At 70.9% G+C, this 21,421-nt stretch carries 20 protein-coding genes; 3 read left to right on the plus strand and 17 right to left on the minus strand.

The window, feature by feature from the left end:
- Nucleotides 1-95: 95 nt before the first annotated feature.
- From ELI80_RS08635 to mmsB, 3 genes are read left to right on the plus strand one after another with little or no spacing between them, the layout of a single operon-like run.
- Nucleotides 96-1,247: an acyl-CoA dehydrogenase family protein gene (locus ELI80_RS08635; RefSeq protein ID WP_136650684.1), complete on the plus strand. Its 1,152-nt coding sequence runs from the start codon at nt 96-98 to the stop codon at nt 1,245-1,247.
- Complete coding sequence (locus ELI80_RS08640; RefSeq protein WP_136650685.1) at nt 1,244-2,251, plus strand: enoyl-CoA hydratase/isomerase family protein; 1,008 nt, start codon at nt 1,244-1,246, stop codon at nt 2,249-2,251. Before ELI80_RS08635 ends, ELI80_RS08640 begins: the two co-directional genes overlap by 4 nt.
- The gene (mmsB, locus tag ELI80_RS08645) at nt 2,248-3,126 is read left to right on the plus strand and encodes a 3-hydroxyisobutyrate dehydrogenase (RefSeq protein WP_236641391.1); all 879 of its coding nucleotides are present in this window, start codon (nt 2,248-2,250) and stop codon (nt 3,124-3,126) included. Before ELI80_RS08640 ends, mmsB begins: the two co-directional genes overlap by 4 nt.
- A gap of 153 nt (nt 3,127-3,279) precedes the next feature.
- Here mmsB and recN read toward each other — a convergent pair whose 3' ends face one another.
- The 17 genes from recN to mraY form a co-directional block, all read right to left on the minus strand.
- Entirely contained in the window at nt 3,280-4,926 is a 1,647-nt protein-coding gene (gene recN / locus ELI80_RS08650; RefSeq protein WP_136650687.1) for a DNA repair protein RecN, read from the minus strand.
- 45 nt (nt 4,927-4,971) lie between these two features.
- Nucleotides 4,972-5,826 carry an outer membrane protein assembly factor BamD gene (locus ELI80_RS08655; RefSeq protein WP_136650688.1) on the minus strand — a complete coding sequence of 285 codons (855 nt, stop codon included), beginning with the start codon at nt 5,824-5,826 and terminating at the stop codon, nt 4,972-4,974.
- Between the two features lie 202 nt (nt 5,827-6,028).
- On the minus strand, nt 6,029-6,961 hold the full coding sequence (gene lpxC, locus ELI80_RS08660; RefSeq protein ID WP_136650689.1) for a UDP-3-O-acyl-N-acetylglucosamine deacetylase: 933 nt from the start codon (nt 6,959-6,961) through the stop codon (nt 6,029-6,031).
- Nucleotides 6,962-7,211: 250 nt separating this feature from the next.
- The gene (ftsZ, locus tag ELI80_RS08665) at nt 7,212-8,885 is read right to left on the minus strand and encodes a cell division protein FtsZ (protein WP_136650690.1); all 1,674 of its coding nucleotides are present in this window, start codon (nt 8,883-8,885) and stop codon (nt 7,212-7,214) included.
- A gap of 204 nt (nt 8,886-9,089) precedes the next feature.
- The gene (gene ftsA, locus ELI80_RS08670) at nt 9,090-10,436 is read right to left on the minus strand and encodes a cell division protein FtsA (protein WP_136650691.1); all 1,347 of its coding nucleotides are present in this window, start codon (nt 10,434-10,436) and stop codon (nt 9,090-9,092) included.
- 67 nt (nt 10,437-10,503) lie between these two features.
- A complete protein-coding gene (locus ELI80_RS08675) occupies nt 10,504-11,508 on the minus strand; it encodes a cell division protein FtsQ/DivIB (protein WP_136650785.1) in 1,005 nt (334 codons plus the stop codon).
- A gap of 23 nt (nt 11,509-11,531) precedes the next feature.
- Nucleotides 11,532-12,422 carry a D-alanine--D-alanine ligase gene (locus ELI80_RS08680; RefSeq protein WP_236641405.1) on the minus strand — a complete coding sequence of 297 codons (891 nt, stop codon included), beginning with the start codon at nt 12,420-12,422 and terminating at the stop codon, nt 11,532-11,534.
- A 226-nt stretch (nt 12,423-12,648) separates the two neighbouring features.
- A complete protein-coding gene (locus ELI80_RS08685) occupies nt 12,649-12,843 on the minus strand; it encodes a type II toxin-antitoxin system HicA family toxin (protein WP_136650693.1) in 195 nt (64 codons plus the stop codon).
- Nucleotides 12,844-13,125, minus strand: a complete 282-nt coding sequence (locus tag ELI80_RS08690; RefSeq protein WP_136650694.1) for a DUF1902 domain-containing protein — start codon at nt 13,123-13,125, stop codon at nt 12,844-12,846.
- Between the two features lie 93 nt (nt 13,126-13,218).
- Nucleotides 13,219-14,136: a UDP-N-acetylmuramate dehydrogenase gene (murB, locus tag ELI80_RS08695; RefSeq protein ID WP_136650695.1), complete on the minus strand. Its 918-nt coding sequence runs from the start codon at nt 14,134-14,136 to the stop codon at nt 13,219-13,221.
- A 117-nt stretch (nt 14,137-14,253) separates the two neighbouring features.
- Nucleotides 14,254-14,493, minus strand: a complete 240-nt coding sequence (locus ELI80_RS08700) for a DUF2484 family protein (RefSeq protein ID WP_136650696.1) — start codon at nt 14,491-14,493, stop codon at nt 14,254-14,256.
- Nucleotides 14,490-15,914 (minus strand): UDP-N-acetylmuramate--L-alanine ligase, encoded by a 1,425-nt coding sequence (gene murC, locus ELI80_RS08705; RefSeq protein WP_136650697.1) that lies wholly within the window; start codon nt 15,912-15,914, stop codon nt 14,490-14,492. Before murC ends, ELI80_RS08700 begins: the two co-directional genes overlap by 4 nt.
- Nucleotides 15,911-17,002, minus strand: a complete 1,092-nt coding sequence (locus ELI80_RS08710; protein WP_268939862.1) for a UDP-N-acetylglucosamine--N-acetylmuramyl-(pentapeptide) pyrophosphoryl-undecaprenol N-acetylglucosamine transferase — start codon at nt 17,000-17,002, stop codon at nt 15,911-15,913. Before ELI80_RS08710 ends, murC begins: the two co-directional genes overlap by 4 nt.
- Before the next feature lie 71 nt (nt 17,003-17,073).
- Nucleotides 17,074-18,240: a putative lipid II flippase FtsW gene (ftsW, locus tag ELI80_RS08715; RefSeq protein ID WP_136650698.1), complete on the minus strand. Its 1,167-nt coding sequence runs from the start codon at nt 18,238-18,240 to the stop codon at nt 17,074-17,076.
- Between the two features lie 202 nt (nt 18,241-18,442).
- Nucleotides 18,443-19,843 carry a UDP-N-acetylmuramoyl-L-alanine--D-glutamate ligase gene (gene murD / locus ELI80_RS08720; RefSeq protein ID WP_136650699.1) on the minus strand — a complete coding sequence of 467 codons (1,401 nt, stop codon included), beginning with the start codon at nt 19,841-19,843 and terminating at the stop codon, nt 18,443-18,445.
- 126 nt (nt 19,844-19,969) lie between these two features.
- Nucleotides 19,970-20,326, minus strand: a complete 357-nt coding sequence (locus ELI80_RS08725; protein ID WP_136650700.1) for a bleomycin resistance protein — start codon at nt 20,324-20,326, stop codon at nt 19,970-19,972.
- A gap of 4 nt (nt 20,327-20,330) precedes the next feature.
- On the minus strand, nt 20,331-21,416 hold the full coding sequence (gene mraY, locus ELI80_RS08730) for a phospho-N-acetylmuramoyl-pentapeptide-transferase (RefSeq protein WP_136650701.1): 1,086 nt from the start codon (nt 21,414-21,416) through the stop codon (nt 20,331-20,333).
- Nucleotides 21,417-21,421: the final 5 nt, after the last annotated feature.

Raw genomic sequence — 21,421 nt, forward strand, 5'->3', positions numbered from 1 at the left:
GCGGCATTGCTGGCACGGCAGCCGCAGATTGCAATAGTTGTGCAACACTGTCCCGCTAGCCGGTAAGCCCGGGCGGGACGCATCGTGGAGGGGACATGGATTTCGCACTGACCGAGGAACAGCAGGCCATCTTCGACATGGCCCGCGATTTCGGGGCCGAGCATATCGTCCCCCATTCGCGCGACTGGGAACGCGCGGGCACGATCCCAAAGGAGCTGTGGCCGCGGATCGCGCAGCTGGGCTTCGGCGGCCTTTACGTGTCCGAGGACTATGGCGGGTCGGGCCTCACGCGCCTTGACGCGACGTTGGTGTTCGAGGCGCTGGCGATGGCCGACCCGGCGGTCGGCGCGTTCCTGTCGATCCACAACATGTGCGGCGGGATGATCGACAAGTTCGGCAAGCCCGAGGACAAGGCCCGCTGGCTGCCCGACCTGTGCAGCATGGAAAAGGTGTTCTCCTACTGCCTGACCGAACCCGGCAGCGGGTCGGACGCCGCCGCCCTGCGGACCCGCGCCGCCCGCACGAACGAGGGCTGGCGCCTGAACGGGACCAAGGCCTTCATCTCGGGCGGCAGCTATTCCGACGCCTATGTCTGCATGGTCCGGACGGGCGAGGACGGGCCGAAGGGCATTTCCACCGTGGTGGTCGAGAACGGGGCTAGGGGGCTGTCGTTCGGCGCGCTCGAGGACAAGATGGGATGGCGGGCGCAGCCGACGAGCGAGGTCCAGTTCGACGACTGCGACGTGCCGGCCGAGAACCTGATCGGCGAGGAAGGGCGCGGCTTCAGCTACGCCATGGCCGGGCTCGACGGCGGGCGGCTGAACATCGCGGCAAGCGCGCTCGGCGGCGCGCAGGCGGCGCTGGACCGGACCGTGGCCTACATGGGCGAGCGGCGCGCCTTCGGGAAGACTCTCGACCAGTTCCAGGCGCTGCAGTTCAAGCTCGCGGAACTGGAAACCGCGCTGCAATCGGCGCGCGTCTTCCTGCGCCAGGCGGCGTGGAAGCTGGACCGGAAGGCGCCGGACGCCACCAAGTTCTGCGCGATGGCCAAGCTCTACGTCACCGACCGCAGCTTCGAGGTGGCGAACGACTGCCTGCAGCTGCACGGCGGCTACGGCTACCTCGCCGATTTCGGGGTCGAGAAGATCGTGCGCGACCTGCGCGTGCACCAGATCCTGGAAGGCACCAACGAGATCATGCGCCTGATCGTCAGCCGCGCGCTTCTGTCCGAGCGGGGGCAGGCATGAACGACCTGTCCATCCGCAAGGACCGGCGCGCGGGCCGGATCACCTTAACACGCCCGCAGGCGCTGAACGCGCTGACGCACGAGATGGCGGTGGCAATCCACCGCGCGCTCGACGACTGGCGGGGCGATCCCGACGTCGCGCTGGTCATCATCGACGCCGAGGGCGACCGCGCCTTCTGCGCCGGGGGCGACATCGCGGCGGTCTATCACGCCGGGCGCGCGGGCGATCATGCCGTGGGGCAGGATTTCTTCGCCGACGAATACCGCATGAACGCGGCCGTCGCGGATTACGAAAAGCCGATCGTCGCCTTCATGCAGGGCTTCGTCATGGGCGGCGGCGTGGGCGTGGGCGGCCACGCCGGGCACCGGGTGGTGGGCGACACGACGCAGGTGGCGATGCCCGAATCGGGGATCGGGCTGATCCCCGACGTGGGCGGGACGTGGCTCCTGTCCCGCGCGCCCGGGCGGATCGGGGAATACCTGGGCCTGACCGGCGCGCGGATGGACGCGGGCGACGCGATCCACGCCGGATTCGCCGACATCTACCTGCCCGAGGCCGAATGGGACGCCGCCAGGGAAATGCTGGCCGACACCGGCGACGTGGCGCAACTGAAGGGCCGCCCCGCGCCCGCGTCGACGCTGGCCGACCGCGACCTGTCCGCCTTCGGCGGGCGCAGCGTCGAGGAGATCGTGGCAAGCCTCGAACAGCAGGGCGACGAGGGCGCGCTGAAGCCGCTGCGCCGGAACTCCCCCCTGTCGATGGCGGCGACGCTCGCCATGGTGCGGGCGGCGCGGGGCGACCAGCGGATGCAGGACGCGCTGAGCCGCGAGTACCGCTTCACCCGGCGCGCGACGGCGCAGTCGGATTTCCTAGAAGGAGTGCGGGCGCAGATCATCGACAAGGACCGGACGCCGGTCTGGGCGGCCGACGCGGGACCGGCGGCGGTCGAGGCGATGCTGGCGCCCCTGGGCGACGACGAACTGGAATGGGAGGATCGGGCATGAAGATCGGCTTCATCGGGCTGGGGAACATGGGGGCGCCGATGGCGCGCAACCTCGCGGCGGCGGGGCACGAGGTGCTGGGCTTCGACCCGGCGGCGGCGGACGTGGAAGGCGTGGCCCCCGCGACCGGCGCGGCCGAGGCGGCGGCGGGCGCGGACGTGGTGATCACCATGCTGCCGAACGGACAGATATTGAAGTCGGTCGCGGCGCAGGTCATCCCGGCGATGAAGCCGGGCGCGGTGCTGTGCGACTGTTCGACCGTCGACGTGGACAGCGCGCGCGACGTGGCGGCGCAGGCCGCGGCGGCGGGGCTGGGGTCGCTGGATGCGCCCGTGTCGGGCGGGATCGGCGGCGCTGCGGCGGGGACGCTGACCTTCATGGCGGGGGGCAGCGACGACGCGTTCGCGACGGTGCGGCCGCTGTTCGAGATCATGGGCCAGAAGGCGGTCCATTGCGGCGAGGCGGGGGCGGGTCAGGCAGCGAAGATCTGCAACAACATGATCCTGGGCGCGACCATGGTCGCCACCTGCGAGGCTTTCGCGCTGGCGCAGAAGCTGGATCTTGATGCGCAGAAGCTGTTCGACGTGGTGTCGACCTCGTCGGGCTCGTCGTGGTCCACCAACGCCTACTGCCCGGTGCCGGGGGTGGGGCCGAAGTCGCCCGCCGACAACGACTATCGCCCGGGCTTCGCGGCCGAGCTGATGCTGAAGGACCTGCGGCTGTCGCAGCAGGCGGCCGAGTCGGCGGATGCCGACACGCCGATGGGCCGGCTCGCGACCGAGCTTTACGCCCGCTTCGTGGAAACCGAGGACGGGCGCGGGCGCGATTTCTCGGCGATGCTGCCGCGCCTTGCCGCGCGCGGGCGCAACGCGGGCTGAAAGGGCACGCGGGCGCGGCGTGGGCTGACGGGCGCGGGCGCGGCTCGGGCTGAGAGCGCACGTCGGCGCAACGCGGGCTCAAAGAGAGCGCAGGCGCGGCGCGGACTTAAAAAGGCGCGCGGGCGGGTTTCGGCCCGCCGCTGTCCCTGCCGCCTACCCCTGCCCCAGCAGCGACCGCGCGGCGTCGCGGGCGGCGGGCGTCACCTGTTCGCCCGCCAGCATCCGCGCCAGTTCCTCGACCCGCTCGCCCTGCGGCAGTTCCTCGACGCGCGAGGTCGTCATCCCGTCCACTACAGACTTCGCCACCCGGAAATGCCGGCTTCCCAGCGCCGCGACCTGCGGCGAGTGGGTGACGACAAGCACCTGCGCGCCTTCCGCCAGCCGCGCCAGCCGCCGCCCCACAGCGTCCGCGGTCGCGCCGCCGACGCCGCGGTCGATCTCGTCGAAGATCATCACCAGCGTGTCGCTGCCGCGCGCCAGGCTGACCTTGAGCGCCAGCAGGAACCGCGACAGCTCGCCCCCCGACGCGATCCGGTCCAGCGGCCCCGCGGGCGCGCCGGGGTTGGTGGCGACGGTGAAGGCCACGGCGTCGCGCCCCTCGGGGCCGGGCTCGCCGGCGCTCACGCGGGTCTCGAACACGGCCCGCTCCATCTTCAGGGGCGCAAGCTCCGCGGCCATGGACTGGTCCAGCCGCCCCGCCGCTTCGACCCGCGCCGCCGTCACGGCGCTGGCGGCGGCGTCATAGGCGGCATCGGCGTCGCGGACCGCGCGGGCCAGTCCGTCCATCCGCGCCTCGCCCGCGTCGAGCGCGGCGAGCCGCCCCGACAGGTCGTCCGCCAGCGTCGCCAGGTCGTCGGGCAGCACGTCGTGCTTGCGGGCGAGCGCGCGCAGCGCGAACAGCCGCTCCTCGGTCGCCTCCAGCGTGGCGGGGTCGTAGGACATCGCCGACAGCGCATCCTCGATCCCGCCGGTCGCCTCGGCCAGTTCGACGATCGCGCGCCCCAGCGCCTCGAGCGGCTCGTCCAGCCGCCCCTCGGCCGTCCCGGCCGCGCCCTCGAGCCAGCGCACCGCCTCGACCATCGCGCCCTCGGCGCCCTCGCCCGACAGGATCTGCAGCGCCCGCTGCACGTCCGAGCGGATCCGCTCCGCCGCCTGCATCTGCCGGCGCTCGGTATCCAGCTTCACGTCCTCGCCGGCCTCGGGTGCAAGCTTTTCCAGTTCGGCCACGGCGTGGCGCAGGAAATCTTCTTCCTTGCGCGCAGCCTCGAGCGCGGCTTCCGCCTCGGCCAGGGCGGCGGCGGCGCGGCGGCGGGCGGTCCACGCCTCGCGCACCGGCGCAAGGTCCAGCCCGGCAAAGGCGTCCAGCAGCGCGCGGTGGCCGCGCGGGTTCAGCAGGCCGCGGTCGTCGTGCTGGCCGTGAAGTTCCACCAGGCTGTCCGACAGCGCCCGCAGCACCTCGCCCGACACGCGGCGGTCGTTGACCCAGCCGGTCTTGCGGCCGTCGGCGGCGTTGACGCGGCGCAGGATCAGCTCGTCCCCGGCCTCGATCCCGGCATCGGCCAGCACCCCGCGCGCGGGGTGTCCGGGGGGCAGGTCGAACACCGCCGTGACCTCGCCCTGCACGGCGCCCGCGCGGACCAGTTCGGCCCGGCCGCGCCAGCCCAGGACGAACCCGAGGCAGTCCAGCAGGATCGACTTGCCCGCCCCGGTCTCGCCGGTCAGCACGTTCAGCCCCGGCGCGAATTCCAGCGACAGCCGGTCGATCAGCAGCATGTCGCGGATGTCCATCGCGCGCAGCATGTCAGATGCCCCCGATCACGTCAGGCGCGCGGGCGATGCCGCGGCCTAGAGCCACCTGCCCTGCACGACCTGCCGATAGACCGCCGTGAGCCAGTTGTTCCCTTCCGGCGTGGCGGTCAGGCCGCGACCCCGCAGCTGCGCATAGGCATCCTGGTAGAAGGGCGAGGACTGGAAGTTGTGGCCCAGGATCGCACCGGCGGTCTGCGCCTCGTCGGTGAGGCCGAGCGCGAGATACGCTTCCACCAGCCGCATCAGCGCCTCGGGCGTGTGGGTGGTGGTCTGGTAGTCCTCGACCACGACGCGGAAGCGGTTGACGGCCGCGGTGTGGTTCCCGCGCTTGAGATAGTAGCGCCCGATCTCCATTTCCTTCGCCGCGAGATGGTCGAAGGCGAGGTCGAACTTGAGGATCGACGAGCGGGCGTATTCGCTGTCGGGATAGGTCTCGATCACGTCGCGCAGGCCCTGCAGCGCCTGGAAGGTCAGACCCTGGTCGCGGCCGACCTCGTCGATCTGGTCGTAGTAGCTGAGCGCCAGCAGGTACTTGGCATAGGCCTCGTCCTGGTCGCCAGGGTAAGTGTCGATGAACCGCTGGGCGGCGCCGCGCGCCTCTTCGTATTGCCGGGCGCGGTGATGGCTGAAGGCCTGCATGATGAGCGCGCGCTTGGCCCATTCTGAATAGGGATACAGCCGCTCGATCTCGCTGAAGTAGTAGATCGCGCTTTCCGGGTTGCGGGTGTTTTCCAGCTCGTATTCGCCGCGCTTGTAGATCTGCTCGGCGGTGAAGTTCTCGACCGGGGGGCGCGCGCCGGTGGCCGGGCGGGAGCCGTTGCCGCAGGCGACCAGCGTTGCCACCGTCAGGATCAGGGCACCGCGCCGGGCTGCCGATTTCAAGCCTGCCATACCGATCCTGCCTGTCACTGAGCGTCCGCCGCCGCCGACCCATCGCGCGGCTCGGCTGTCCCTAGCACACATACCAAGGGGGCGCAAAAGCGCAAACGGGTCACCTTTTTGGCAATCCGCACAGACGCATGACGGCCCCGCCGCTGCGGCGCGGGACGGGGCCGCTGCTGCCGTGTGGTCGCCGCCGGCACGATGGGGCGTGTCAGGCGACTGCGGCCCGGGCCTGGGCGGGGGCCGCGTGCGCGGTCACGCCGGCCCCCGGAAGTCGCCCCTGAAGATCGGGGGTGCAGTCGGTCCATTGCCACGCATCGGGGTCCGCGAACAGCGCCCGCAGCAGGCGGTTCGTCATGCCGTGGCCCGCGCGGTTGCCGACGTAGCGCGCGAGCAGCGGCGCGCCCGCCAGCGCGAGGTCGCCCACCGCGTCCAGCATCTTGTGGCGCACCGGCTCGTCCACGTGGCGCAGGCCGCCCGGCGACAGAACCCGGTCGCCGTCGAAGACGACCGCGTTGAAGTAGGTCCCGCCGAGCGCGAGGCCGTTCGACTGCATCGTCTCGACGTCGGCGCGGCGGCAGAAGGTGCGGCTGTCCATCAGCTCGCGCACGAAGGCGCCGTTGGCGAGGTCGAGGCGCTTCTTCTGCGCGCCGATCGCCGCGTCGGTGAAGTCGATCGCGAATTCCATCTCGAGGTGGTCGGCGGGAACGAGGCGGGCATAGGCCTCGCCCTCGCGCACCTCGACGGGCTTGAGGACGCGGATGGCACGGAGGGGGGCGGCCTGTTCGGCCAAGCCCGCGCCCAGGATGCCCGACACGAACGCCGCAGACGAGCCGTCGAGGATCGGGACCTCGGGGCCGTCAAGCTCGATCCGGGCGTTGTGGACGCCGGTGCCGGCAAGCGCCGCCATGATGTGCTCGATGGTCGAGACGGTGGCGCCGTCCGCACCCTTCAGCAGCGTGCAGAGCTGCGACGGCACGACCGCGTTCCACAGCGCCGGGATGGGCTGCGAGGCGGGAAGGTCGGTGCGGACGAACACGATGCCGTGGCCTGCCGGGGCGGGACGCAGCGCCATGCGCGCGGGCGCGCCGGAGTGAAGCCCCACGCCCTTGAATTCCACCGCTCTGGCAAGTGTCGTCTGCATTTCAGTCATTCCCAAGTCTGTCACGACCGATCTGCGTGCCGGTCTGGGACCTGAAGTAGGACAGCAAAGGCCTTGCAACAATTAACGAATTGTAACGGGGTGAAACATACGCGGGCCGGGGACGAGCAACCAAGGACCCTTGCAAGGTCAATGGCCTGCAGGACAAGTGAAAGGCCGCCCGAAGGCGGCCTTGCGAAGGGCTGGGCGGTGCCGGATCGGTGATCCGGCGCCAGCGTCCGTGAGCGGGCGTTCAGTTTGCCTGGCGGCGCAGGAAGGCCGGGATCTCGACGTTGTCCTCGGCCGAGTCGGGCGAGGCGAGGTCGTCGAAGTCGGCATCCGCGGGACGGGCGCGGTTCATCCGGTCGCTCACGCGCTCGGCGATCGAACCCGAGCTTGCGCGCGCCGCGGGCGTCGTGTCGGCGTGGTTCGTCATCCGCTCGAGCATCCGGCCCAGGCCGGCGATCCGGGACGGGCCGCGCGCGGGTTCGGGCTGCGGCTCGGCCGCGGGGCGCTGGCCGGCGGGACGCTGGGTCGCGGCGCCTTTCTCGGCGCGGGCCTTTTCGGCGCGGGCGAGGATGCCGGCCAGCCGGTCCTGCGCTTCCGGGCGCTGGCCGCCCGCCGCGCGGGTCGGCGCGGTGAAGCCACCGGCCGGTTCGTTCAGGCGGTCCGCCAGGCGCGGCTCGGGCCGCAGATCGGGCCGCAGATCGGGACGGTGATCGGCGCGGGGCTCAGACCGGCTTTCGGTCCGGGCCTCGGCCTCGCGCGGGCTGTAGGCCGGCGCGGGCATGTCGTGGTCGGCGTCGGCTGCCGGCTCGCGGCGGACCGGGGCCTGCTCGGACACGATCGGGCTGCGGCGCGCGGGGACGGGCTCGTCGTCGATCGCGACCTTGTGGGCGATTGGCGGCGTCTGGGTCAGCGGCTCGCGCAGGCCGCGGCGCGGGTTTGCCGCCTCGGCCTTGGCCATGTCGATCCCGGTCGCGACGACCGACACGCGGACTGCGCCTTCCATCGACGGATCCAGCGTGGAGCCCACGATGATGTTGGCGTCCGGATCGACCTTCTCGCGGATCTTTTCGGCCGCCTCGTCCATCTCGAACAGGGTGAGGTCGTAGCCGCCGGTGATGTTGATCAGCACGCCCTTGGCGCCGTTGAGGCTGATCTCGTCCAGCAGCGGGTTCGCGATCGCCTTCTCGGCGGCCTCGACGGCGCGGTTGTCGCCGGTGCCCTCGCCCGTGCCCATCATCGCCTTGCCCATCTCGTCCATCACCGCGCGCACGTCGGCGAAGTCGAGGTTGATGAGGCCCGGGCGGACCATCAGGTCGGTCACGCCCTTCACGCCCTGGTAGAGCACGTCATCGGCCATCGCGAAGGCTTCGGTGAAGGTCGTCTTCTCGTTCGCGAGCCGGAACAGGTTCTGGTTCGGGATGATGATGAGCGTGTCCACGACCTTCTGCAGCGCCTCGACGCCCTCGTCGGCCTGCCGCATCCGCTTCGAGCCTTCGAACTGGAACGGCTTTGTCACGACGCCGACGGTCAGGATGCCCATCTCGCGCGCGGCCTGGGCGATGATCGGGGCGGCGCCGGTGCCGGTGCCGCCGCCCATGCCCGCGGTGATGAAGCACATGTGCGCGCCCATCAGGTGGTCGACGATGTCCTCGATCGTCTCCTCGGCGGCCTTCGCACCGATCGACGGCTTCGCGCCCGCGCCCAGGCCCTCGGTGACCTTGGGCCCCAGCTGCACGCGCGATTCGGACCGGCTTTGCGCCAGCGCCTGCGCGTCGGTGTTGGCGACCACGAAGGTGACGCCGTCGAGCTGCTTCTCGATCATGTTGTTGACCGCATTGCCGCCCGCGCCGCCGACGCCGAAGACGGTGATCCGCGGCCTCAGCTCGTCATCGTCGTTCATCATCAGGTTCAGTGACATCCCCGCTGCCCTTTCCGCTGCCGCCGGGTCTGGGCGCCCGGTCGAATTCCGCTCTCAAGGTTAATCGTAGTCCGATTCTCGCCCAGCGTCACCTTGAAACGGGGTTTATCCACAAAATATGGCGTGTGCGCCCGCGACCGTCGGCGGTATGTTGCCCACGCCCCATCATCTGGTGGAAACGGCCTCGGCGGCCCCCACGAGAAGTCACCAGTGGTTGCGGAACCAGCGCGCCACGCGCCGGACGCTGCGCGCGCCGTGGCTGCTGACGGGCATGTCGAAGTCCCACCATTCGTCCTGCGGGTGCGCCGCGAACAGCGCGAGCCCCACCGTCGCCGCGTGTCCCGGCGTGGTCATGTTCTGCGCCAGCCCCTGGATCCTCAGCGGCCGCCCGATCCGTACGTTCTGGCCCAGGATCCGGGCGGCCAGCGTCTCCAGCCCCGGGATCTGGCTGCCGCCGCCGGTCAGGACGATCTGGCGGCTGGGCATGCAGTCGAAGCCGGCGGCGTCGAGGACGGCGCGCACCTCGTCCAGGATCTCCTCGACCCGGGGGCGCATGATGCCGATCAGGTCGGCGCGGCTGACGGCGCGGCGGTCGTGGTCCCAGTCGCCCGCGTCGGCGCCGGTGCCGCCGTCCACCTGGATCATCTCGCGGTCGTCGCGCCCCGTCGCCTCGATCCCGCCGTGGCGGGTCTTGAGCCACTCGGCCATCTGCGTGGACACGCGCAGGCCGCGGGCGATGTCCTGGGTGACGAGCTCGCCCCCCATCCGCACCGCGTCGGCGAAGATCATGTGCTTGCGCACGAAGATCGAGACGCCGGTGATGCCGCCGCCCATGTCGATGCAGGCGCTGCCGAGTTCCTGTTCGTCCTCGACCAGCGCCGCGCGCCCCGCGACATAGGCGGCCGACGCGACCCCGGCCAGTTCCAGGTCGCAGCGCCGGATGCAGTGGACGAGGTTGCCGGCGGCATCCCCGTCGATCGTCAGCGCGTGGACGTCGACCGCCAGCCGGTTGCCGACGTGGTCGCGCGGGTCCGACAGCCCCGAGCGCCCGTCGACCGCGAAGTTCACCGGCTGCGCGTGCAGCACCTCGCGCCCGCGCCCGAAATCGGGGACGTCGCACGCCGCCAGCACCGCGCCGATGTCATGTTCGGTGCACTTGCCGCTGTCGAGCGACACCTCGCCCGCCAGCCCGTAGGACGAGGGGCGCGCGCCGGACAGGCAGGCGATGACGTGATCCACGCGCACCCCCGCCCGCTTCTGGGCCGACGACACGACCGTGCGGACCGCGCGCTCGGTCTCGGCCATCGTCTCGATCTCGCCGTAGCGCATGCCGCGCGACTGGGTCGTCGCCGCGCCGATCACGCGGAAGTTCGACTGCCCCGCCATCGGGCCCACGCCGTCCTCCTCGCGGAACTGGCCGGGTCCGTCGAACTGCAGGACGATGCACGACATCTTGGAGGTGCCGATGTCCAGCACCGCCATGACGCCGCGCGCCAGCGCCGCCCGGCGCATCTGCCGCATCGCCCGCTGCACCTGGTAAAGATCGCCCATCGCCCTGCTCGCGCCCCCTGCCTGTCCGTTGCCTGTCTTCCGTCGCCTGCCGTCTGCCTTCCGCCGCTCAGCCCTTCTTCGAGGACTTGGCCGCCGCGGTCGTCTTGCCCGGCTTCGCGGCGGTCTTGCCGTCGTCCGGTTCGATGATCTTTCCGTCCGGCCCGATCTCGGGCTCGCCCCGCGCGCGCCGCAGCGTGTTCTGCGCGGTCATCCCGATCCGCACGATCGGCCGGTCGCCGTTGCGCAGGTCCACGACCGCCACGTCCCGCGACAGCAGCGTCTGCGTGCGGTCCAGCGCGATCGCGTGTTCCAGCGCCTGCACGGCCCGGTCCTCGGGAAGCATGATCCGCTGGCCGCGGTCGAGCACCAGGTCCCAGCGCCGCGCGCCCATGCGCTCGAGCCCGCGCACGCGCGGAAGGATCGGCCCGGCCGCCTCGATCAGGGCCAGCGCCTCGGCCGTGTTGGCGTTCGCGCCCTCGCCCGTGATCATCGGCAGGTCCGGGCGCACGTCGCGCGAGGTGGCGGATGCGACGCGGTGGCCGGTCGCGTCCAGAAGCTCGATCCCCCGCGCGTGGCGCCACAGGATCGCGGGCGTGCGCTCGGTCACGACCGCCGACAGGACACCGCCGGGCTCGATCCGCAGCTCGACCTTCTCGACCGCGTCGAGGTTCATGACCGACGCCCTGAGCGCCTCGAGGTCGATGTCGAAGCTCGATGCGGGCAGCGTCACCGGCAGCATCGCCCGCAGGCCCTTGTCGACCACCGGCGAGGCGCCCTCGATCTTCATCGCGTGCACCATGAACTCGTCGCGGGTCTGCACCTTCTCGACCATCGCGGTGACGCTGCCGCTGATCTCGGCCCGGCGGGTTTCGTCCGACAGGTAGAGCCCGACGACCATCGCCAGCGCGAAGGCGGGGACGCCCAGCCGCAGCACGCGGCGATAGAGCGGGGTGAGCCAGATCCGGTTCAGCCGGTAGGCCAGCCGTGACGGCGCCGGGTCGCGGCGCGCGGGCCGGGCCTGCGGCTGCGGGCGGCCGCCGGGGGCGCGGGCGGGCGCGGGCCGGCCCAGCATGGCCTGGCGCTGGCTGTCGCGGGTCAGGTGCTGCACAGCGCGTCCTCCACGATCCAGCGGCAGAGCGCCGGGAAATCCATGCCCGCCTGCGCCGCCTGTTCGGGCGCCAGCGAGGTCGGCGTCATGCCGGGCTGGGTGTTGGTTTCCAGCAGGACCAGCCCCGCCAGCCCGCGCGCATCGTCCCAGCGGAAGTCGGTCCGGCTGAGGCCGCGGCACCCCAAGGCCCGGTGGGCGCGGACGGCGTAATCGAGGCAGGCCGCCGCGATCTCGTCCGGGATCGCGGCCGGGACGACATGGCGCGACCCGCCGGCGCGATACTTCGCGTCGTAGTCGTACCAGCCCTCGGTGATGATCTCGGTCACGCCGAGCGCGCGGTCGCCCAGCACGGCGGTCGTGAGCTCGCGGCCCGGCGCGTAGGCTTCCACCATCACGTGGCCGGGCATGTCGTCGGACAGCTGCGGCGGGCCGTTGTTGTCCTCGCGCACGATGTAGACGCCGACGGACGACCCCTCGTCGTTTGGCTTGACCACGTAGGGGGCAGGCATGACGTGGCGCGCGCGGACCTCGGCGGCGCAGGCGATGCGGCTTTCCACGACCGGAAGCCCTGCGTCGCGGAACACCTGCTTGGCGCGGGTCTTGTCCATCGCGAGCGCCGAGGCCAGCACGCCGGAATGCGTGTAGCGCACGCCCAGCCAGTCCATCAGCCCCTGGACGCGCCCGTCCTCGCCCATCTTCCCGTGCAATGCGTTGAAGACGACGTCGGCGCGCGCGTCGGCCAGCCGCGCGGGCAGGGTCGCGCCCTGATCCGCATCGAGAATGATCTCGACAACCTGGTAGCCCGCCACCCGCAGCGCCTGCGCGCACTCGCGCCCCGACGACAGCGAAACCTCGCGCTCGGCCGAGGGTCCGCCCATCAGGACTGCCACGGTGTGGGCCGTCCTGCTCGACTCGCCCGCCACGTTTTCGCCTCGTTCAGCCCCGGTTGGCCCGGATGCCTGTGTATGAGCCTTGAAGACCCCGCTGCGCCGTTTGCGGCGCGTTATGAAGGGGATGATAGGGGGAAAGCCGGGATGCGGGAAGGGGCTTTGTGCGCGACCGGCCCGGTTTTACGGGTTTGCGCGGGTCGGCGCGGGCGGGGGGTCAGAAAGCTTTCTTCAGGCCGGCCTGCTTCAGGATACCGTTGGCCGTGTGCCTCGACTTGGTTCCTTTATCCACCGTGAAGTGGATTCTGGTTCTGGGGCTGTACCAGATCTCGTGATCGCCACTGCCTTCGCGGACGAACTTGCAACCTGCCCTCTCAAGCATCGAGATCAGTTCACGATAGAAGCCGGCCATTCAGCAGAGGGAGCCGTGCGCACTCAGCACAGCGTGCTGTCGGATATCGAGCTCGACCCTCGAACTGTCGAACCTGCGACCCAGCAAAGACGCCAGCCAGGCGAACCGCCGCTTCGGCAGCCCGTTCAATTCGATCAATGCCGGAACGGCAGACAGCACGTTCTTCGCCAGTGCGTCGAGGTCTTCGCCCTCGACCACCAGGCCGCGAACGTCGTTGCTGGTCCCCACCCACACCTCGGCGTCCGGATCGTACTGGACGTCAACCACGATTGAAAGACGCATGCGGATGTCCCCTCGCCGGATAACGACTCTCGCATACACGGCACGACTGAACAACTCGCTAACTTGCGAGCGGTTGCGACGACGCCGACACCCCTACCCCTCGCCCACCCGGATCACCTCCCAGGTCAGCTGGCGCCCCGTCGTCTCGCGCACGCGCGCGCGGACCAGCTCGCCCAGGCTTTCCAGGTCTGCCGCCGTTGCCGTGCCGGTGTTGATGAGGAAGTTCGGGTGCTTCTCGCTCATCTGCGCGCCGCCGAGGCGATGGCCGCGCAGGCCCGCGTCCTCGATCAGCTTCCACGCCTTCAGGTCGTGCGTGTCGTCGTCGCGCCCGGTCGAGCTGTAACCCGCCGGGTTGCGGAAGGTCGATCCGGCGGTGCGGTCCTTCGTGGGCTGGGTCGCGTCGCGGCGGGCGAGCTGGTCGTCCATCCGCGCCGCAAGCCCGGCCGGGTCGCCCGCGGGGCCGCTGAAGGTCGCGCGGGTCAGCACCCAGCCCTCGGGCAGCGAGGTCGAGCGATAGGCGAAGTCCAGATCGCCCGGCGTCAGCGTCAGCACGGCGCCGTCGCGGGCCACGGCCTGAACCTCGCACAGCGCGTCCGCGACGTAGGTGCCGTAGCAGCCGGCGTTCATCCGCACCGCGCCGCCGACGCTGCCGGGAATGGTCCGCAGGAAGGTCAGGTCCACCCCCGCCTCGGCCGCGCGGCGGGCGACGTGGGCGCCGAGCGCCCCCGCCCCCGCCGTGACCCGGTCGCCGTCGACCGAAATCTCGTTGAAGCCGCGGCCCAGCCGCACCACCACCCCGCGGATGCCGCCGTCGCGCACGATCAGGTTCGACCCCACGCCCATCGGAAACACCTCGATCCGCGGATCGAGGTCGCGCAGGAAGGATGACAGGTCGTCGAGGTCGGCGGGCTGGAACAGCCAGTCCGCCGGGCCGCCCACCCTGAGCCAGGTCAGATCGGCCAGAGGGCGCCCCGAAGTCAGCGTGCCGCGCACGGCGGGAAGGTCGGTCATGGCAGGTCTCCTTCGGGCGGAAGCCCGTAGTGGAGCGCGCGGATGCTTGCAACCGCGCAGACGGGAAAGGGTCAAGGACGGGGCGGACGGGCATCCGGCCGCGGCAAGGCGCGGGGATCAGGTGTCGTCGAGCCGCCGCAGGGGGCCGGCGAGGATCGCCCCGCCCAGCAGGAACACCGCGAGACCCGCGGTCGGGCCCCAGCAGAGCGTGAGCCAGCCCAGAAGCGGCACCCCGGCGAAGGTCAGGCACCACAGCGCGGCGCCCCGCCGGTCGGACCGCATCCGCACGGTCACAAGCGCCGCCACCACCCACAGCAGCGCGGCGCCGACGCAGAGCTGGGGGTGGACGTCGCTCATGCCGCCCTGACCTGCAGCCGCTCGGGCAGCGCGTTGGCCCAGGACGAGATCGTGCCCGCGCCGAGGCAGACGACCATGTCGCCCGGCCGCGCCTGCTCGCGCACCAGCCGCGCCAGTTCGGGTTCGTCCAGAAGCGCACGGGCGTGGCGGTGCCCGTGGGCGATCAGCCCCTGCACCAGGTCGTCGCGGCTGGCGCCCGGGATCGGTTCCTCGCCCGCGGAATAGACATCGGCGATGGCGACCACGTCGGCCTCGTTGAAGCAGGTGCAGAAGTCGTCGAAGAGGTTCGCGAGCCGCGAGAAGCGGTGCGGCTGGTGAACGGCGATGACGCGGCCCCTGGTGGCCTGCCGGGCCGCCTTCAGCACGGCGGCGATTTCCACCGGATGATGGCCGTAATCGTCGATGATGGTCACGCCGTCGATTTCCGCCACCTTGGTGAACCGCCGCCCGACCCCGCCAAACCTGGCAAGCGCCGCCCGGATCTCATCCTTCTTCATCCCGAGATGGCGGGCAACGGCGACGGCCGACAGCGCGTTGGAAACATTGTGGTCGCCCGGCATCGGCAGGGTGCAGCCCTCGATCACCGGCACGATCCCGTCGTCGCCGCGTTCCGCCTGCAAGGCCACGTCGAAGCACGAGGTGCCGTTCTCGTAGCGCAGGTTCACCGCGCGCACGTCGGCCTGCGCGTTGAAGCCGAAGGTCACGACGCGGCGGTCGGTCAGCTTGCCGACCAGCGCCTGCACCTCGGGGTCGTCGGTGCAGCAGACGGCCAGGCCGTAGAAGGGGATCCCCGACGCGAAGTCCAGGAATCCCTGCCGCAGCCGGTCGAAGCTGCCCCAGTGGTCCATGTGCTCGGGGTCGATGTTGGTGACGATGGCGATGGTCGCGGGCAGGCGGTTGAAGCTGCCGTCCGATTCGTCGGCCTCGACCACCATCCACTCTCCCGCGCCGGCGCGCGCGTTGGACCCGTAGGCGTGGATGACACCGCCGTTGATGACGGTCGGGTCGAACCCGCCCGCGTCCAGAAGCGTCGCCACCATCGTCGTGGTCGTCGTCTTTCCGTGCGTCCCGGCGATGGCGATGTTGGACTTGAGACGCATCAGTTCCGCCAGCATCTCGGCCCGGCGCACCACGGGCAGGCCGCGCAGCCGCGCCTCCTCCAGTTCCGGGTTGCCCTTCTTGATCGCGGTGGAAATGACGACCACGCCGGCCTCGCCGATGTTCTCGGCCCGCTGGCCTTCGAACACGCGCGCGCCCAGCTTCTCCAGCCGGTCGGTGATCTTCGACCGCTTCGCGTCCGACCCCTGCACGTCGTAGCCCAGCGTCATCAGCACCTCGGCGATGCCCGACATGCCGATGCCGCCGATCCCGACGAAGTGGATGGGGCCGAGTTCCCCCGGAAGCTTGGTGGCTGCGTTCATGAGCTGATTTCCGTGACGAGGTCGTAAAGGCGGGCCGCCGCGTCGGGGCGGCCCATCGACAGGGCGGCGGACGCCATGCGGCTTGCGCGGGCGGCGTCGGTGAGGATCGCGTTGAGGTCGCGCGTCAGGCTGGAAATGTCCAGCACCGATTCGGGCAGCACGACCGCGGCGTCCGATTCGGCCAGCGCGCGCGCGTTCGCGGACTGGTGGTCCCCGGTCGCGGCCGCGAAGGGGATCAGGATCGCGGGGCGGCCGATGACGGTGATCTCGGCCAGCGACGACGCGCCGGCGCGGCTGACGACGACCTGGCAGCCGGCCATGCGCTCGGGCACGTCGGAAAAGAACGGCTGCACCTCGGCCGCGGCCCCTGCGGCGGCGTAGGCGGCCGAGACGTCGGCCACGTCCTCGGCCCGCGCCTGGTGGCTTACCTGCAGGCGGGCGCGGATGTCGGGGGGCAGTTCGGCGACGGCCGCGGGGACGGTCCGGGACAGCACGCGCGCGCCCTGGCTGCCGCCGATCACCAGCAGCCGCAGCGGTCCGTCGTCGGGGGCCGCGTAGGGCGCGGCGGCGCGGTCGAGGATGGCCTGCCGCACGGGGTTTCCGACATGGACCGCGTCGACGCCGTCCGGCAGGACGGTGGGCCACGTGCCGCAGGCGACCTTGTCGACCCGTGCGGCGAACAGGCGGTTCACCCGGCCCATGACGCCGTTCTGTTCATGGATCATGCGCGGGATCCGCAGGGTGAGCGCCGCCCCCATCGCGGGGATCGTGGGATAGCCGCCGAAGCCCACGACGATCGCGGGACGGTCCTTCCGCAGGTCGGCGAGCGCGCGCGTCACGCCCGCGCCGATCCGGAACGGCGCGGCGAACCTGCCCGCGATGCCGCCCCGCGCGGTCGTGGCCGACGGCACGATCTCGCGCGCGACCTCGGCCGGAAAGCCGCCGGCGTAGCGCGCGCCCCGGTCGTCGGTGGACAGCTTCACCCGCCATCCGCCGGCCAGCAGCCGTTCCGCCAGCGCCTGCGCGGGGAACATGTGCCCGCCCGTGCCGCCCGCGGCGATCAGCGCGAGCTTTCCGCCCCCGTTCACCCGGCCCCCGCTGGCTCCGCCCCCGTTCACCTGGCCCCCGTTCACCTCGTCCTCGTTCACCTCGTCCTCGTTCACCGTCCCGCGCGCCCCAGCACGTCGGCGATGTTGCCCTGCGGCCGGGTCCGGGTCAGCGCCAGCAGCATCCCCATGGCGATGGCCGAGGCGACGATGGACGAGCCGCCATAGCTCACGAACGGCAGCGTCATTCCCTTGGCGGGCAGCAGTCGGACCGCGACGCCCATGTTGATCAGCGCCTGCACCCCGAAGGCGCAGGCAAGGCCCGTGCCCGCGATCCGCGCGAAGGGATCGCGCTCGCCCGTCAGCCGCACCAGCGACCGGGCGACGACGGTCGCGTAAAGAAGGATGATCGCCAGCACCATGATGAAGCCGTATTCCTCGGCCGCGACCGCGATGATGAAGTCGGTATGCGCGTCGGGAAGCGACCACTTGACCGACCCCTCGCCCACGCCGACGCCGAAGAAGCCGCCCTCCTGGATGGCGTTGGTGGCGTAGCCGATCTGCGTGCGCGGATCGATCTCGGGCGACAGGAAGCCGTTGATCCGGCGCGCGAAGTGCTCGGAATTGGCATAGGCGAACATGCCCCCTGCCCCGGCCACGCCCGCGGCGGCCAGAAGATACACCAGCGGCGCGCCGGCGACGAAATACATCACGCCCCAGGAAAACAGCACCAGCGAGGCCTGCCCGAAGTCGGGTTGCAGCGCGAGCATCAGGACCACGGCGAAGGTGGTCGCCGCCGCAAGCGACTTGCCGGGGGGTCCGCCCACCTCCTGGCTCGCGGCCATGAACCACGCGACCAGCGCCACGAAGCCGGGCTTGAGGAACTCGGACGGCTGGATCGAGGTGAACCCGAGGCTCAGCCACCGCGTCGCGCCCTTGCCGAAGTCGGTGCCGATCACCGGCAGCGCCACCACGGTCAGGAACGCGACGGCGAAGATCACCACCCCGAGCCTTCGCACCTGCCGCGGCGACATCATCGAGATCACCAGCATCACGACCAGCGCGACGCCGCCGAAGATTCCCTGCCGGTTGACATAGTAGAAGCGCGGCAGCCCGTTCTTCTCGGCCAGCGGCACGGACGCGGCGAGCCCCAGCAGGATCCCGATCGCGAACAGCCCGACCACGCAGGCCAGCGTCCACTTGTCGAGCGTGCGCCACCAGCGTGGAAGAATCGGATCGCCCGAACGCACACGCGTCGAGCCGAAGACCATCTCGGTCATGGGAGCACCGCCGTCACTGCCTCTGCCTTGCGCCCGTTTTCCGGGTCTGCGGCGAAGATAGCGCGGTTGGCCCCGCGAGGCTATCATAGATTGCGTGATGACGCCGCGGCGGGTGCCTGCCTCGAACACGATCTCCTGTCCGGAACATCCCCGCCGGAGGCGACGGGGCGACCCCGTCCCCGCCGCGCGTCGGCCGGCCGCGCTACTTCAGCGCCGCCACCAGCGCCGCGAAGTGTTCGCCGCGTTTCTCGAAGTTCGGATACTGGTCGAAGCTGGCCGCCGCCGGGGTCAGCAGGACCGTGTCGCCCGGCTCGGCCTCGGCGGCTGCGCGGGCCACGGCGGCGTCCATCGTGTCCACGACCTCGTGCGGGGTCCCCGACAGTTGCAAGGCGAAATCGCGGGCCGAATGGCCGATCAGGTAGGCCTTCTTCACGCGGGAAAACAGCGGCGCCAGCGCGGCGATCCCGCCTTCCTTCCCCATGCCGCCCGCGATCCAGCGGATGTTGTCGAAGGCCAGCAGCGCCTTTTCGGCGGCGTCGGCGTTGGTGGCCTTGCTGTCGTTGACGAACGCCACGCCGCCGATCTCGGCCACCGTCTGGCTGCGGTGCGGCAGGCCCGCGAAGCTGGCGAACGCCGCCTCGATCTCGCGCGGGGCGACGCCCACCGCGCGGGTCGCGGCATAGGCCGCGCAGGCGTTCTGATGGTTGTGCGCGCCCGGCAGCCCCCGGACGCCGCGCAGGTCGATGGACGCGACCTGCCGCCCCTTGCGGTATTCGGAAAGAAAGCCCTTCCGCGCGAACACCGACCAGCCGAAGCGTTCCAGCTTCTCGTCCACCGAAATGCGGATCACCCGGTCGTCCTGCGGCGACTGCGCCATCTGCCCGGCAAGATACCGCCCCTCGGCCTCGTCCACGCCGATCACGCAGCGGTCCGGCCCCCCTTCCGAAAACAGCCGCCGCTTGGCCGCGAAATACCCGCCCATGCCGCCGTGCCGGTCGAGGTGGTCGGGGGAAAGGTTCGTGAACACCGCCACGTCGGGCGTGAGCGCGCGGGCGAGGTCGGTCTGGTAGGACGACAGTTCCAGCACGACGACCTCGCCGTCCTGCGGCGGGTCCAGCGACAGGACGCCGGTGCCGATGTTCCCGCCCATCTGCGAGCGCCGCCCGGCCTCGGTGAGGATGTGGTGGATCAGCGCGGTGGTGGTGGACTTCCCGTTCGACCCGGTGACGCAGATCACGCGCGGCGGCGTGTCGAACTCCTCCCACCCCGAGGTCGCGAAGCTGCGGAAGAACAGGCCGATGTCGTTGTCCACCGGCACGCCCCGCGCGCAGGCCTGCGCGATGGCCGGGTGCGGCGCGGGGTAGAGATGCGGGATCCCCGGCGAGGTGACGAGCGCGTCGATCCGCTGCTCCCACCCCCGGTCGCGGGTCAGGTCGACGAGCGCCAGCCCCTCGGCCTCGGCGGCGGCGCGGGTGTCGGCGCTGTCGTCCCAGGCGACGACGTCCGCGCCGCCTGCAACCAGCGCGGCGGCGGTGGCCCGGCCCGAGCGGCCGAGCCCGAGGACGGCGATGGTCTGGCCGGTGACGCCTTGGACGGGGATCATGGGCGGCTCCTGTCTGTGCGGCGCGTGGCCGAGTCGGCGTGGTGTAGCAAAACGGCCGGGGCGATTACCACATCGGGGAAAGGGGGTGAGGGTCGCGCAGGAACGCCTCGGCCGGCGCGCCGCCGATCAGGCACCCAGGCAACGGATCAGGCTGCCGTCCGGGTCGATGACGGCGAACATGCGAAGCTCGTCAGTCACCAGCTGAATGCCGGATTGAAGGCGCGGGATGCCGGCGCCGGGCAGGCGCAGTTCCGCGAACTCCGCATGCAGCGCGTCCAGATCATCGGTCCGCAGGCAGGCGCTGAACCAGCTTTCCTCAGGTCGCAGATGGGGATGCGGGAAGAACTCGATGACCGCGTCCCCGCGCCTGAGGATCATCCATCCCTCGTCGCGCCACCCTGTCGCGAAGCCCAGCCGCGCGTAGAACGCTTCCGTCACGTCGAAGTCCCGGCTGGGAAGGTTCGGCGTGCTGTGGATCTTCACGCCCTCACCTCAGCTTCAGCGTCGACAACCCGATCAGCGCCAGCACCAGCGCTATGATCCAGAAGCGGATCACGATCTGCGGCTCGGCCCAGCCCTTCTTCTCGAAGTGGTGGTGGATCGGGGCCATCAGGAACACGCGCTTGCCGGTCCGCTTGAAATAGGCGACCTGGATGATGACGCTCAGCGCCTCGACCACGAAAAGGCCGCCGACGATCGCCAGCACCACCTCGTGCTTGACGCAGATCGCGATTGCCCCCAGCGCGCCGCCCAGCGCGAGCGAGCCGGTGTCGCCCATGAACACCGCCGCGGGCGGGGCGTTGTACCACAGGAACCCCAGGCCCCCGCCGATCAGCGCCGACACGAAGACCAGAAGCTCGCCAGTTCCGGGAACGAAGTGGACGCCGAGATAGTCCGCGAAGACCTTGTTGCCGACGAGATAGGCGATCACGCCGAAGGTGCCGGCCGCGATCATCACCGGGCCGATCGCCAGCCCGTCCAGCCCGTCGGTCAGGTTCACCGCGTTCGCCGCCCCCACGATCACCAGCATCGCGAAGGGGATGAAGAACAGCCCCAGGTCGATCAGCGCGTTCTTGACGAAGGGCAGCGCCAGCTGCCCCGACAGCGCCGGCGGGTTCGCCTGCGCGACCGCGATCGCGGCCGCGATGCCGACCGCCAGCCCCAGCGCCATGCGGACCCGGCCCGACACGCCCGCATGGGTGTATTTCTTCACCTTGGCATAGTCGTCCGCGAACCCGATCGCGGCGAAGGCCGCCGTCACCAGCAGCACGATCCAGACATAGACGTTGTCGAGCCGCGCCCACAGCAGGGTCGAGATCGCCAGCGACGACAGGATCAGGATCCCGCCCATCGTGGGGGTGCCGCCCTTGTGGACGTGGTCGGGGCCGATCTCGCGCAGGGGCTGGCCCTTCTTCTGCTTGACGCGCAGCCAGTTGATGAGCGGGCGCCCGAAGATGAAGCCGAACACCAGCGCCGTGAAGAACGCCGCACCCGCGCGGAAGGTGATGTAGCGGAACAGGTTGAAGATGCCGCCGGCACCTTCCGGCGACAGGTTCGTGAGCCAGTAGAGCATGCGGG

Origin of the sequence: Paracoccus aeridis (genome assembly GCF_004923205.2) — a bacterium.
In the GTDB taxonomy this organism is placed as follows: Bacteria; Pseudomonadota; Alphaproteobacteria; order Rhodobacterales; family Rhodobacteraceae; genus Paracoccus; species Paracoccus aeridis.